Origin of the sequence: Bradyrhizobium sp. KB893862 SZCCT0404, assembly GCF_018130885.1 — a bacterium.
Taxonomy (GTDB): Bacteria; Pseudomonadota; Alphaproteobacteria; order Rhizobiales; family Xanthobacteraceae; genus Bradyrhizobium; species Bradyrhizobium stylosanthis.
Genome location: NZ_JAFCLT010000006.1, coordinates 390079 through 403113, shown reverse-complemented (window position 1 = coordinate 403113; position 13035 = coordinate 390079). Strand labels below are relative to the sequence as shown.

Annotated in this window: 10 protein-coding genes and 1 pseudogene; 7 read left to right on the top strand and 4 right to left on the bottom strand. The window is 62.3% G+C overall.

Annotation, left to right across the window (positions count from 1 at the left end; genetic code table 11):
- The first annotated feature begins 34 nt into the window (after window positions 1-34).
- From JQ617_RS24995 to JQ617_RS24975, 5 genes are all read left to right on the top strand, one after another.
- Window positions 35-379 (top strand): N,N-dimethylformamidase alpha subunit family protein, encoded by a 345-nt coding sequence (locus JQ617_RS24995; RefSeq protein WP_212028605.1) that lies wholly within the window; start codon window positions 35-37, stop codon window positions 377-379.
- A 107-nt stretch (window positions 380-486) separates the two neighbouring features.
- Complete coding sequence (locus JQ617_RS24990; RefSeq protein WP_349630648.1) at window positions 487-2637, top strand: N,N-dimethylformamidase beta subunit family domain-containing protein; 2151 nt, start codon at window positions 487-489, stop codon at window positions 2635-2637.
- 108 nt (window positions 2638-2745) lie between these two features.
- Entirely contained in the window at window positions 2746-4389 is a 1644-nt protein-coding gene (locus JQ617_RS24985; protein WP_212028729.1) for a N,N-dimethylformamidase beta subunit family domain-containing protein, read from the top strand.
- 21 nt (window positions 4390-4410) lie between these two features.
- Complete coding sequence (locus JQ617_RS24980) at window positions 4411-5283, top strand: transketolase (RefSeq protein ID WP_212028603.1); 873 nt, start codon at window positions 4411-4413, stop codon at window positions 5281-5283.
- A complete protein-coding gene (locus tag JQ617_RS24975) occupies window positions 5280-6278 on the top strand; it encodes a transketolase family protein (protein ID WP_212028602.1) in 999 nt (332 codons plus the stop codon). The genes JQ617_RS24980 and JQ617_RS24975 overlap by 4 nt, the downstream gene beginning before the upstream one ends.
- Window positions 6279-6289: 11 nt before the next feature.
- On the opposite strand, the gene JQ617_RS24970 is transcribed toward JQ617_RS24975, so the two are convergent.
- Window positions 6290-7012 carry a GntR family transcriptional regulator gene (locus tag JQ617_RS24970; RefSeq protein ID WP_212028601.1) on the bottom strand — a complete coding sequence of 241 codons (723 nt, stop codon included), beginning with the start codon at window positions 7010-7012 and terminating at the stop codon, window positions 6290-6292.
- A gap of 258 nt (window positions 7013-7270) precedes the next feature.
- Between JQ617_RS24970 and JQ617_RS24965 the strand changes: the two genes are divergently transcribed.
- The gene (locus JQ617_RS24965) at window positions 7271-8530 is read left to right on the top strand and encodes an aminotransferase class III-fold pyridoxal phosphate-dependent enzyme (RefSeq protein WP_212028600.1); all 1260 of its coding nucleotides are present in this window, start codon (window positions 7271-7273) and stop codon (window positions 8528-8530) included.
- Window positions 8531-8577: 47 nt separating this feature from the next.
- Here JQ617_RS24965 and JQ617_RS40040 read toward each other — a convergent pair.
- The 3 genes and pseudogenes from JQ617_RS40040 to cysD form a co-directional block, all read right to left on the bottom strand.
- Window positions 8578-8735 (bottom strand): annotated as a pseudogene (locus tag JQ617_RS40040) (L-serine ammonia-lyase, iron-sulfur-dependent, subunit alpha); the annotation flags it as partial.
- Window positions 8736-8933: 198 nt separating this feature from the next.
- Entirely contained in the window at window positions 8934-10817 is a 1884-nt protein-coding gene (gene cysN, locus JQ617_RS24960; protein ID WP_212028599.1) for a sulfate adenylyltransferase subunit CysN, read from the bottom strand.
- Window positions 10817-11755 carry a sulfate adenylyltransferase subunit CysD gene (gene cysD / locus JQ617_RS24955; RefSeq protein ID WP_212028728.1) on the bottom strand — a complete coding sequence of 313 codons (939 nt, stop codon included), beginning with the start codon at window positions 11753-11755 and terminating at the stop codon, window positions 10817-10819. The genes cysN and cysD overlap by 1 nt, the downstream gene beginning before the upstream one ends.
- A gap of 230 nt (window positions 11756-11985) precedes the next feature.
- Here cysD and JQ617_RS24950 point away from each other — a divergent pair, with 230 nt between their 5' ends.
- Complete coding sequence (locus tag JQ617_RS24950; RefSeq protein ID WP_212028598.1) at window positions 11986-12858, top strand: hypothetical protein; 873 nt, start codon at window positions 11986-11988, stop codon at window positions 12856-12858.
- Window positions 12859-13035 lie beyond the last annotated feature (177 nt).

Genomic DNA, 13035 nt, shown 5'->3' with positions numbered 1-13035 from the left:
CAGCCGTATTGCGCGCGCAAGACAGGAGCCGACGATGGATCACACCAGTGACCCGAACGCGATGCGCTACGTCATCGATCCCAAGAGGCTCGATCTCGTGGAGGAATTCCGCGCAAGCCCGCTCGGGGTCCACAGTCCGGACCTGCGCAAGCTTCTGGCGCGGATGCGGTGGGGGCGGCCGGAAGGCCGGTTGGTCCTCATCGTGCTCGAGCCCGGAAAGGCGTGGCGGCTATCGCGAATCCCCAGGCGTCGCGGCGATCCCATGCCCTTTGTCGACGATCGCGTCTTCACCTCGCTCGCAGAGGCTGAATGGCATGTTTTCAAGCTGCGCTGGCAGGAGATGACCAGCGTGGCGCTACCGGCGGAGATGCTGGGGTGATCTACAAGACCAACGAGTATCTCGGCTATCCCGATCGCATCAGCGTGCCGGCGGGAGAGCAGGTGAAATTCCAGCTCAGCAGCAAGCGGCCGAAGGTCAAGGTCGAGGTGCTGCGGCTGCGCTGCGGCGACGTCGACGCCAACGGCCCCGGCTTCAAGTACGAGATCATGTCAAGCAACATCGACGGCGAGCATGCTTGCCTCGATCAGCCCATCCGGCCCGGCTCCAACGCCATCATCGAGCATGATGGTGTGCTGGTGCCCGCCGCTGCGCACTGGTCCTTCGGCGCTTATGTTTATCCCACGCGCATTGCCGACAATCCCAGGGCCGTAATGGGGAATTGGTGCCAGGGTTCGGGACGGGGTTATGCGCTCGAGCTCGACGAGGATGGACATCCGGTGCTGGTCCTGGGCCGAGCAGACGGCGGGCCTGTTCGTTTCGTCCTCGACGTCAAGCTGCGTGAACGCGTCTGGGCTTTCATAGCGTGCGCGCTCGATTTCAGGGAAGCGTCGGCCACGGTTTCGCTGATCGTTCCGGCAGATGGCGTTCGCCCGGCGGCGGCCGACTCGCAATCGTTTGCACTACCGGCGACCCTTGATGTCGACTCCGGACTGCCTTTCCTGATTGCAGCCCATCATTTGAACGGCGATCGGCAATATACCGCTCACTTCGACGGCAAGATCGAGGCTCCGCGAATCCTTTCGCGACAACTCGACGCGGAAGAGTTGCGTGTATTCGATTGTGGTCAGCGGACGGGCACGACCGAGGCCGGGCTCGTTGCGTTCTGGGACTTTTCCGATGGCATCTCGACGCTATCAATCAAGGACATCTCGCCGAACTGCCTGCATGGCCGCCTGCACCAATTGCCTCGCAGAGGCGTCACCGGATTTCACTGGTCCGGCGCCGTACACGACTTCCGGCTTTCGCCGCGCGAATATGCCGCCATCCATTTCCACAGCGACGACATCTATGATTGTCAGTGGCAGGCCACCTGCGTGCTCGATGTGCCCGGCGATTGGCGATCGGGCGTCTATGCGCTGCGGCTGACGCCGTCGAGCGGTGACCCCGACGGGCAGTGCGAGAGCTATGTCACCTTCTTCGTGACGCCGGGCAGGCAGACCAAGCGCGCCGATCTTGTCGTAGTCGCGTCAGTCGGGACCTATCTCGCCTATGCCAACAGTGCGCTACGGCTCTATCAGGTTCATTTCGAAACGCTGATGGAGCACGTGTTGTGGCTGCCGCTGGACGATGTCTTCATGCAGGAGAACCCCGAGATCGGCCAGTCGACCTATGATTGCCACGTCGACGGATCGGGCCGCGCCTACAGCTCCTGGCTGCGCCCCATCCTCAACATGCGGCCGCGCGGTTACTGGTTCAACCTAATCAACGATACCCACATCCTCGACTGGCTCGAGGAGAAAGGCATCGCCTACGACCTGATCACGGATGTCGAGCTCGACCGGGAGGGCGCGCGGGCGCTTGCGCCTTACCGTGCGATGATAACGCCGACCCATCCGGAATATTTCAGCTTCAACATGATGAACGCGATCATGGCGTATCAGAACGCCGGTGGGCGGCACATCTCCATGGGCGGCAATGCGTTCTACTGGCGCTGCGGCTTTCATCCGGCAGCACGGGCCGCCCTCGAAGTGCGTCGCGGCATGGCAGGGACACGGACCTGGGAGTCCGAACCGGGCGAGGTGCATCTTGCCGGCACCGGCGAGCCGGGCTCGCTGTGGCGGCACTCGGGTTTTGCGCCGCAGAAGCTCGTCGGCGTCGGGTTTTCCGCGATGATCAACGACACCTGCGGCTATTACCTGCGCACCGCCGAAAGCGAGGACCGGCGCGTTGCGTTCATCTTCGAGGGGACGGGCCGTTACGAGAAGTTCGGTGATTTCGGCTTTCGCTACAACGGCGCGGTCGGCAGCGAGATCGACCGGTATGATCTCGAACTGGGAACGCCGCGGCATGCGTTGCGGATCGCGACCTCCGAGGGACTGGGAGCCGGCGCGCTGCCGACGCCGGAGGAGTTTCGCACCGTAGTCGATGGACTGGACGGCACACAGAACGCGCTTGTGCGTGCCGACATGGTGTTCTTCGAGACCGGTAATGGCGGTGCAGTCTTCGCGACGGGATCGATCACCTACGGCATGTCGCTGAGTCACAACAATTACGACAACAACATCAGTACGATCACGTTGAACGTGGTCAATCGATTCCTCGATCCAAGGCCCTTCGTCATACCTGCTGGCGCCTAGCAGGCTGGCGACTTCGGCTTACCAGGTCATATCGCCATCCCCAGTTGGGTATGGCACTTCGAACAAGAGGCTGTCATGTCGGACAAGCGCGAGTTTCAATCGCCGGAAATGGGATCCGTCAACGTCGCTCCCCGCAAGACGCGTCCGATGCATGCGGACGAGCACTGGGGCAGCCAGCCATGGTACGAGGCGCCGCGCGGCGATCCTGCCATACCCGAGGTCTACACTTACACTGCCGCGATGTCGTACGATCCCGGCGACGAGGTCGTCTTCCATTCGACGGCAACGGCGAGGGCCTGGCGGCTGCAAATCTATCGCGACGGTCTCGAGCCGGAAATGGTGCACGAGGTGAGCGCGGTTGATGGTGTGTTCGCAACCACGCCGCCCGATGCTTATCGCAACGGCTGCAACTGGCCGGTCTCTCATCGTTGGACGCTACCGTCGGATCTGCGCTCGGGCTTCTATCGTGTGGTGTCGTCCTGCGAGCGGGCGAATGGAGCCCGCTTCGTCCAGCACCATTTCTTCGTCGTGCGGCCGACGGAGAAGACGCGGCGAGCCAGGATCCTGATGATCCTGCCGACCGGAACCTGGACTGCCTATAACGATTTCGGAGGTGCCAATCACTATTTCGGCGTCGAAGGGCCGAACCGCGATGAGCCTTCGCCGGTACTGTCGCTGCAGCGGCCGTGGACGCGTGGTGTGGTTTGGCTGCCCGCAGGCGCGCCGCGCATCTGCGCCGATCCCGCGCCCGAGATGGGCGATGCACCGCGCTATCCGATGAAGGAATGGGCCTTCGCCAACGGCTTTGGCCAATACTACGCCGCTTCGGGCTGGGCTCAGTACGACCGCCATTTCGTGCTCTGGGCGGAGAGCGAGGGCTATCAGCTCGACATGATCACCCAGACTGATCTGCACTATCGGCCGGAGCTGCTCGACGCCTATCCGTGTGTGACCATCATCGGCCATGATGAGTACTGGACCTGGGAAATGCGCGAAGCGATCGAGCGCTACGTCGAAGCCGGTGGCCGGCAGGCGCGCTTCGGCGCCAACTTCCTGTGGCAGATCCGGCTCGAGGATGACGGCCAGCGGCAGGTCTGCCACAAGTTCAAGGCCGTCCACAGGGATCCCGTGGCCGGCACCGACAAGGCGCGGCGGATGACGTCGGCGTGGGAAGACCGCAATGTCCGCTGGCCCGGCGCCTCGACCGTCGGGGTGAACGGCGTGCACGGTCTCTATGCGTCCTGGGGCGGCTTTGCGCCGAACGGCCAGAGAGGTTTCACGGTGTATCGTCCCGAGCATTGGGCCTTTGCCGGCACCGGACTGCACTATGCCGACATCTTCGGCGACAAGCAGCGCATCTTCGCCTACGAGGTCGACGGGCTCGACTATACGTTCCGTCACGGCCTTCCGTTTCCCGTTCCCGTCGAAGGTCAGCCCGAGTCCATCCAGATTCTCGCCATGGCACCGGCGGTGCTGGCGGAGGACGAGCCCCCGGGCGAGGGCTTCCGGTACTACGTGCGCAGCAGCGACCATGAAGGCCTGGTGAAATGTGTCACCGGCGAAGTCACGCCTGAGGGGCTCGCCCGCTACAAGTACGGCTCGGGCATGATGGTGCACATGACGCGCGGCAAGGGCGAGGTGCTGACGGCTGCCACTTGCGAGTGGGTGATGGGACTGAAGCGCGGTGATCCCTTCACGCAGCGCATCACCCGCAACATCCTCGATCGCTTTACCGCGGCGACGCGCGGCTGAAGTCGCGGCAAAGGAGAAGAAATGCACGATCGAGCCAGCGGCGACCGACAGCCCGCGCCGCGAACAACCGATGTCGAGGAGCTGGCGCGCATTGCCAGGAGCCTTCGGCGCGATGTCATCAATCTGGTTGCGCCCACCGGGCAAGGTTATGTGCAGCAGGGATTGGGAGCGGCCGACCTGTTCGCGGTCCTGTATTTTTCCGAGCTGCGTCTCGATCCGTTGGACCCCGAATGGCCGGATCGCGACCGCTTTCTGCTGTCCACCGCGCACAACACGGCCATCTTCTATGCCACGCTTGCGGCGCGCGGTCTGGTCGACCGTGAAGCAGTCCATTCCTATTGCGGCGACGGATCGCCGTTCGAAATCAATGCATCGGAGCGCGTCGGGACCGTCATCGAAGCGACGCTCGGCTCGCTGGGGCAGGGGTTATCTGTCGGTATTGGCATGGCGCTCGCCGCGCGTCGCCGGCGGTCTCCGGCGCGGACCTATGTGCTCCTCGGCGACGGCGAATTGCAGGAAGGGCAGCTCTGGGAGGCGGCGCTGTTTGCAGGGAGCGCGCGTCTTTCCAATCTCTGCCTGATCGTCGACGACAACCAGATGCAGGTCGAAGGGCATATCGATCAGGTCGTCACGGTGGCGCCGATCGACGCGAAGTTCGCCGCGTTCGGCTGGTCCGTCGAGACCGTCGATGGACACGACATCTCCGCACTGCTCGCCGGCCTCGAGCGCGCGCGCGGCAGGGAACGTCCGACATGTCTGGTGGCCCGCACGCTTGCCGGCAAGGGTGTGCCGTCGCTCGAAGGGCTGCTTGCCCACAATCTGAAACTGCCATCGCCGGTCGCGGCGAAGGCGCTGAGCGAACTATCGCAGATTGCCGGGGAGGGACCAAGATGATGGCCGGGAATGATCGGACCTCCCTTGAGGTTCTCGATTTCACGGCGCGCGACGCCGCTGCCGCTCCCGCGGTCAAGCACTACGGAGAAGCCCTCGTCGAGGCCGCTCGGCGCGATCCGCGTATCGTTTGCCTGACGGCTGATCTGACGCTGCCGACCGAGACCGATCTGTTCCGGGATACTTTTCCGGAACGGTTTCATCAGGTGGGCATAGCGGAAGCCAACATGGTGGGGATCGCGGGAGGATTAGCCCGATGCGGCGAAATTCCCTTCGTCCATAGCTTCTGCGTGTTCGCTACCCGGCGCTGTTACGATCAGATTGCCATGCAGGTCGCCTATCCGCGTGCGAACGTGAAGATCGTGGGCGTCATCCCGGGTCTCACGACGCTGCTCGGGGTCTCGCACCAGGCGATCGACGATCTCGCGCTGATGCGTACCTTGCCGAACATGACCGTGATCGAGCCCCGCGGTCAAGGCGCCGTACGCGCCGCCGTCGCTGCGGCCGCTGCGCATGAGGGACCGGTCTATCTGCGGCTCAAGCGTGCGGACGGTTCGGACGAGCCGGCTCCGGCAACGTCGGACTTTCGGATCGGCAAAATGCAGGTGTTGCGTCGCGGCGCGGATGGCTTGCTGGTGGCCTGCGGAATGATGGTGGCGATTGCGCTACGCGCTGCTGAGACCCTCGCTCGCGAGGGCATATCGTTGACGGTGGTCGATATGTCGACGGTAAAGCCGCTCGATCCGGAGCTCGTGGCGCTGGCGCGCACGGTACCGCTGGTGGTCGCGGCCGAGAACCATTCCATCATCGGCGGATTGGGCAGCGCGGTTGCTGAACTGTTGCTGGAAGAGGGCGTGGATGTCGCGTTTCGCCGCGTTGGCGTCGGCGATACTTTCGCCGAAGGCGGCTCGACCGGCTATCTGTTCGAGAAATACGGCCTGTCCGAGCGCGCGATCATCGACGCAATCAAGAGCCTGCGCCAGAGGCGGCGTCGTTGAGGCGCTGCTGCTCAGTCTTCGTCCGGTGGGATATTGGAGGTGCCGCCATGCTTTTCCAGAAGCCGGACGAGATTCTGGCCGCCTTCCATCATGTCGGCCTGGATCGCCTCGCGAACCTTGTCCGGCCGGCGCTGCCGAAGAAATCTGAGCACCGTTAGATGTTGATGTTCGTTCGGATAGGTCGGTGGCGCGTGCGGATAAAGAAAATTCAGCAACGGACCGTTGCGCATCCAGATGTCGTCGAGGATGGCGAGGACCTCCGGAAGTCCCGATCCATCATAGAGGCTGCGGTGAAACTGCCAGTTGACGCGAACCGCATCGGACCATCTGTGCTCCTTTTCGGCACTGATTAGCTCGCGATGGATCGCCTCCATCCTGTCAATGTCGGCCTCGGAAATGCGCGTCGTCGCGTGCTCCGCGGCGAGGCCCTCGAGAAACAGCCTGACGGTTCGGAGCTCGATATATTGCGCGGCTGTCATGTGGGCGACCATGATCGAGCGCCCGGCCTGCATTTCCAGCGCGCGCCCGCGCACGAGCTGCATCAACGCTTCGCGAATGGGCGTCTCCGACACATTCATGGTCGCGGCAAGTTCGCGAATCTTGAAACGGTGACCAGGCGAGAACCGGCCTTCCATCAGCGCCTGGCGCAGATTGTTGTAGACAAGGCTCGTCAAGCTGTCGCGGGCAACTGGTCCTACCCCGCGATCACCCAGTCTCAGGTCAACATCAGCCATTTAGGTCCTCAAACCGGTCTTGGTCTGCCTGCCGATCCGGCCCAGCCCCTTGTCCATTTTATATATAATATAGGGCGGGCTGGTTGTGCACCATGGCGAAAACGTCCGCGCACCCGCAACTCACTGATCTCTCGTTTCAGTTTCGGATGCAATCAGGTCGCGAAACATTGCACGAGCGTGCCACTGGCGCGCCAAAATCGCTTGGCTCGCGGCTTCTTTTTAGATATATGATATATCATAATTGATCAGGAGACCGATATGTCGGGATTGAACAGGACACAGGACGCTGCGTTGCGCGCTCGCGCTGAAAAGGTCGTTCCGAGCGGGATGTGGGGGCATCTTCATGCCGCCAAGTTGCCGGACGCCTACCCGCAGTTCTTTCGCCGCGGCGAGGGCGGAGTGCTCTGGGATGTCGACGGCAACCGGTACGTCGACTTCATGTGCAGTTGGGGACCCAATCTGCTCGGCCACCACCATCCCGAAGTGGATGAGGCTGCCGAGCGCCAGCGGCGCGAAGGCGACTGTCTCAACGGTCCCGCCGAAGTGATGGTCGAACTGGCCGAGTTGGTCGTGGACATGGTTGGGCATGCCGACTGGACGCAGTTCCAGAAGAACGGCACCGACGCGACAACGACTTGCGTCACCATCGCGCGGGCGGCGACGGGGAAGCGGAAGATACTGGTTGCGAAGGGTGCCTATCATGGAGCTGTGCCGTGGTGCTCACCCTCGCTTCTCGGTGTGACCGCGGAAGATCGCGCCCATCTGTCGTATTTCAAGTTCAACGACGTCGAGAGCCTTGAGGGGGCAGTGAAGGCAGCAGGGGATGATCTTGCAGGCATCCTGGTCTCTGCTTATCGCCATGACATGGGCTTCGACCAGGAACTCCCCTCTGCGGAGTTCGCCCAGGCTGCACGGCGTCTGTGCAGTGACAAGGGAGCTGTGCTGATCATCGATGAAGTCCGCGCGGGCTTTCGTCTCGATACCGCCGGGAGCTGGGAAGCGCTGGGCGTCCGTCCGGACATGTCGGCGTGGAGCAAGGCGATCGCAAACGGCTACGCTCTGGCAGCCGTCACCGGGGCCGACTGGCTACGTCGTGCGGCGTCCCAGGTCTTCGTGACGGGTTCGTTCTGGGCGGGGGCGGTCTCCATGGCGGCCGCCGCCGCGACATTGAAGATCGTGCGCCGGGACGATGTTCCGAACCGCCTGGCCTATTTGGGACGATTATTGCGGGAGGGCCTGGAAACACGCTCGCGGCAGTTCGGCTTGTCAATTCGCCAGTCGGGCCCAGCGCAAATGCCGACAGTTCTATTCGACGACGATCCGGATTTCCGGAAAGGCTTCGCCTTCTGCAATGCCATGATCGAGCGTGGCGTTTACTTCCACCCGAAGCACAACATGTTCCTCTGCGCCGCCCATAGCGAGGCCGACATCGCCGCGGCGCTCGATGCAGCCGAGCACAGCTTTTCAGTTGTGGCGGCACTTGGCCCGGGGAGCGAGGGGCGGATGGGGCGATCGTGAACGCCCGCCATCGGGCCATGCATCAAGACGTTGGCGAATAGCAAAGTTCAGCACTCCGGCAAGTTGACCGCCAATCCGCCGAGGCTCGTCTCCTTGAACTTCGCATTCATGGCTCGCCGGTCTGCCGCATTGCCTCGATGCAATTGTCGAGCGGCATGAAATGCGATCCGTCGCCGCGCAGGGCGAGCGAGGCCGCCGCCACCGAGCCCATGATGGGCTGGAGCGAGAGTTTCAGGTTTTCAATCGGTTAGAGAGTGCCGTGTGCGCGACGTGTACGCCGGGAGCTCAAGAGAAAACTAACACCGTCCATTGGCGATACCTGACGCTGAACGAGCGGCAGTGGGGCGGTGGCGTACCAAATCCGAATGATGTCGTGATCTCAATCTGGCGCTTGGACGCCGTATCAATTCTTTGCCTCTACGATTCCGCGCACGGCCAGCTTCTTCAAGATCAGGTCCGCCAATTGCTCGGGCCGATGACCGATCGTTTGCAAGTGTATTTCGGGCGTTACCGGTGGTTCATACGGGGCGTCGATGCCGGTAAAGTTCTTGATCTGACCGGCTTTCGCCTTGGCGTAGAGGCCCTTCGGATCGCGCCGTGCACATTCGTCGATAGGTGTGTCGACGAACACCTCGATGAACTCTCCGTCGGACACCAGACGGCGCACCATATCCCGCTCGGAGCGGTACGGCGAAATGAATGAGCAGAGCACGATCAGGCCTGCATCCACCAGGAGCTTTGCGGCCTCTCCGGCGCGACGGATATTCTCGACGCGGTCCGCCTCCGTAAAGCCGAGGTCGCGGTTGAGCCCATGGCGCAGATTGTCGCCGTCCAGCATCATGGTGTGGTGACCGCCAGTGTGAAGCCGGCGTTCAACGATGTTGGCAATGGTCGATTTGCCGGCACCGGACAGGCCGGTCAGCCATATGATCGCTGGCTTCTGGTGCTTTTGCGCAGCGCGCTCCGACTTTCCGATCAGGGTGGCCTGCCAAGGGACGTTGGAGGCGCGCCGCAATCCAAACGCGATCATTCCCGCGCCGAGCGTGAGATTGGTCGCGCGGTCGATGACGATGAATGATCCGGTCCTGCGGTTCTGCTCGTACGGATCGAACGCGACGGGCGTGTCCGTCGACAGGTTGCAGAATGCGATATCGTTGAGGCCCAGAGTACGCGCGGCAAGATGCTCGCGCGTGTTGACGTCGATCTTGTACTTGATGGCCGTGACCGTAACAGGCGTCGTTCGGGTGCCGATGCGTGCCAGATAGGAGCGGCCTGGCATGAAGTGCTGGTCACTCATCCAGATCATATGTGCGGCAAACTGGTCCGATACTTCGGGCGGAGATTCCGGACTAGCCAGCAGATCGCCGCGGCCGATGTCCAGCTCGTCCGTGAGCGTGATCGTGATCGCGTCTCCGACGTGGGCGGAGGTCTGAGCGCCCTCGGGGGTCAGAAGTTCCTTCACTCTTGAGATTTTGCCGGTATGGGCGACGGCGATGGGATCGCCGGCGTTGATCGTCCCGGAGGCCACCGTGCCGGCGTAGCCTCTGAAATCAAGATGGGGTCTGTTGACCCATTGCACCGGAAAGCGGAACGAACCGTCGATCGCATTGCCGCTCACATCAACGGTTTCGAGATACTCGAGCAGGCTTGGCCCGCGATACCAGGGCGTGTTGTCCGATACCTTCGTAACGTTATCGCCATGTCGGGCGGAGATTGGAATCGATGCTATCGACGAAAAACCGAGCTCTTCGGCAAAGGCTCTGTATTCATTGACGATACGAGCGAAGACGTCGCTTTGATAGGAGACCAGGTCAATCTTGTTCACCGCGAGGACCACATGGCGTACGCCGAGAAGCGAACAAATCAGGGAGTGTCGTCTGGTCTGTGCCAGAGCGCCTTTGCGTGCGTCGATCAGGAGAATGGCGAGGTCTGCCGTCGATGCGCCCGTCGCCATATTCCGCGTGTATTGCTCGTGGCCGGGCGTGTCGGCGACAATGAAGGAACGTCGCGGCGTGGTGAAGAAGCGATACGCAACGTCGATCGTGATACCTTGCTCCCGTTCGGCCTCCAGTCCGTCCACGAGAAGCGCGAGGTCGATGTCGTCTCCCGTCGTGCCGTGGCGCTTCGAAGCCGCCGCCAGCGAGGATAGCTGGTCGTCAAGGATGAGCCTGGAGTCGTGCAGGAGGCGACCGATCAGCGTAGACTTTCCGTCATCCACCGAGCCGCAGGTGAGGAAGCGAAGCAGGTCCTTGGTCGTCGCCTCGCCGGGAGGCTCGCGGGTTTCCATCAAAAGTAGCCTTCGCGCTTCTTGCGCTCCATTGATGAAGGTTCGTCGCTGTCGATCAGGCGGCCCTGCCGCTCCGAAAGTCGCGTCGATCTCATCTCCGCCATGATATCTTCCAGCGTTGCGGCACTGGAGTCGATCGCTCCGGTCAGCGGATAGCAACCCAGCGTTCGAAATCGAACTCGCCGCGATTCTGGCTGCTCGCCCGCAATGAGGGGCAGTCTCTCGTCATCCACCATGATCCAGGAGCCGCCACGCGCAACGACCGGGCGGTGTTTGGCGAAATAGAGCGGCACCACCGGAATATTCTCCAGCTGGATGTAGTGCCAGACATCCAGCTCGGTCCAGTTCGATAGCGGGAAGACGCGAACGGTTTCTCCCGGCCCGATACGGGTGTTGAACAGATTCCACAATTCGGGGCGCTGGTTGCGGGGATCCCAGACGTGTCCGCGCGAGCGAAAGGAGAAGATGCGCTCCTTCGCCCGGCTCTGCTCCTCGTCCCTGCGGGCGCCGCCGAAAGCCGCATCGAAGCCGTAGAGGTCGAGCGCCTGCTTGAGTGCGTGGGTTTTCATCACTTGAGTGTGGATCGACGAACCGGAGGCGACCGGTGAAATGCCGCGGGAAAGACCATCCTGGTTGGTGTAGACGAGCAGATCGAGGCCGAGGCGATGCGCGGTCTCGTCGCGAAACGAGATCATCTCGCGAAACTTCCACGTTGTATCGACGTGCAGCAGCGGAAACGGCAGCCTGGCAGGGTGGAACGCCTTGAGCGCCAGATGCAGCATGACGCTGGAGTCCTTGCCAATCGAATAGAGCATCACCGGCCGTTTGAACTCGGCGATGACTTCGCGCATGATCTCGATCGATTGAGATTCCAGGCTTTTGAGGTGCTTTGGAAGGACGCGCCCGGTTCTGCCGGCGTTCGACGGGACGAAATTCATTGCAAAGTGCCTCGCGCCAGCAATCCCCAGTTCAAGGATCCCTTCGTAGGAGAATTCCCCTGCGAAGGACAGCACACGTTAAGCCACGCGGGCAGTGATCGCGCGGCACGACGTCGCCCTGCCAGCGAAGAGGAGAGCCGAGATGACCTCGTGATCTCGATGCGATAATGGGTGCGCTGGCGCTTGCTGCCTCGAATGTTTGGCGTGCAGTGATGGCCGGAGGACGCCAGATGGCACTGAATGCTGACGACATCTTTCTGAACCCCGCGCTCGAAGCCCGCGTGCGCGGCCAGGCCTGGGCGCTCCTGCTTCTCAACGCTGCCGATCCACGGATGGGATCGTTGTTCGCGACGCAGCAACGATGGCTGATGGCCCATGCGGCGGTGGCGCAGTTCTTCCGGGATGGTGCCGTGGCCGGAGCCGGCGCCGGAGTGCTGACCGCGCGTGTGCTCGATCTTGTCGAGCATCACCAGATCGCAAGCCGGAATACCGCCGCCGCCTTCATCAAGGAGATGCTGAAATACGGCATCGTGCGCCATGTTGCGGGAAGCGAGGGCAAACGTCATCGCCCGGTCGAGCCGGCACCTGCGGCGCTTGAATCGCTGTATCAATGGCATCTCTTGCATCTGGCAACGCTGGATGGCCTCGATGGCGGAAGCCGGTCGGCGACGTTGGCGGCCGAGCCGGAGGTGGTTCGCCTCATGCAGCCGATGATTGCCGACGGTCTGCTCGGGTCTCACATGGTTCGCGAGCCCGAACCGACGTTCAAGCTGTTCACGTGGGTCAACGAGGGCGGCGTGCTGATGGATCGCTTGATCGTCGGTTGTGAGGAAGGGGACGCCTCCGTCGATCGTATTGCGACCGACGTGACGTCGGTTTCCGCACTGGCGCAGCGGCTGAAATTGTCGCGGACGCAACTTGGACGCAAGCTCGCCGAAGCGGAGTCCATGGGAAGCCTCGGCTGGGTCGGAGCGCGCGGCAAGTCCCGGCTGTGGGTATCGAAAGGCTTCCGCCGCGAATATCACAAGGCGCAAGCCGTCAAGCTCGCGATCATCGATGCAGCCTTCGAGGCTTGTTTTACGACTCACCGATGCGATCCATGACGTGGTTGAACGGGTGATGGGCAGCATTAGACGATCTGCTGTCATCTGACCATTTTTGGTGCTCGGCGCTTCCGGGCCGGTCTCGATCTTTACCGCAAATGTTGAGCCCGATGCGGAGGACCCGCAGGGCTTCATGTCGCTGCGCACCTTGATTTCATAGCTGGATTTCGTGCGCGG

Bases quoted from the DNA above. Each gene is read 5' to 3' on its own strand.
- JQ617_RS24975 (WP_212028602.1), top strand. From the start codon at position 5,280: ATGATGGCCGGGAATGATCGGACCTCCCTTGAGGTTCTCGATTTCACG.
- cysD (WP_212028728.1), bottom strand. From the start codon at position 11,755: ATGAATTTCGTCCCGTCGAACGCCGGCAGAACCGGGCGCGTCCTTCCA.
- JQ617_RS24980 (WP_212028603.1), top strand. From the start codon at position 4,411: ATGCACGATCGAGCCAGCGGCGACCGACAGCCCGCGCCGCGAACAACC.
- cysN (WP_212028599.1), bottom strand. From the start codon at position 10,817: ATGGAAACCCGCGAGCCTCCCGGCGAGGCGACGACCAAGGACCTGCTT.
- JQ617_RS24950 (WP_212028598.1), top strand. From the start codon at position 11,986: ATGGCACTGAATGCTGACGACATCTTTCTGAACCCCGCGCTCGAAGCC.
- JQ617_RS24985 (WP_212028729.1), top strand. From the start codon at position 2,746: ATGGGATCCGTCAACGTCGCTCCCCGCAAGACGCGTCCGATGCATGCG.
- JQ617_RS24965 (WP_212028600.1), top strand. From the start codon at position 7,271: ATGTCGGGATTGAACAGGACACAGGACGCTGCGTTGCGCGCTCGCGCT.
- JQ617_RS24995 (WP_212028605.1), top strand. From the start codon at position 35: ATGGATCACACCAGTGACCCGAACGCGATGCGCTACGTCATCGATCCC.
- JQ617_RS24970 (WP_212028601.1), bottom strand. From the start codon at position 7,012: ATGGCTGATGTTGACCTGAGACTGGGTGATCGCGGGGTAGGACCAGTT.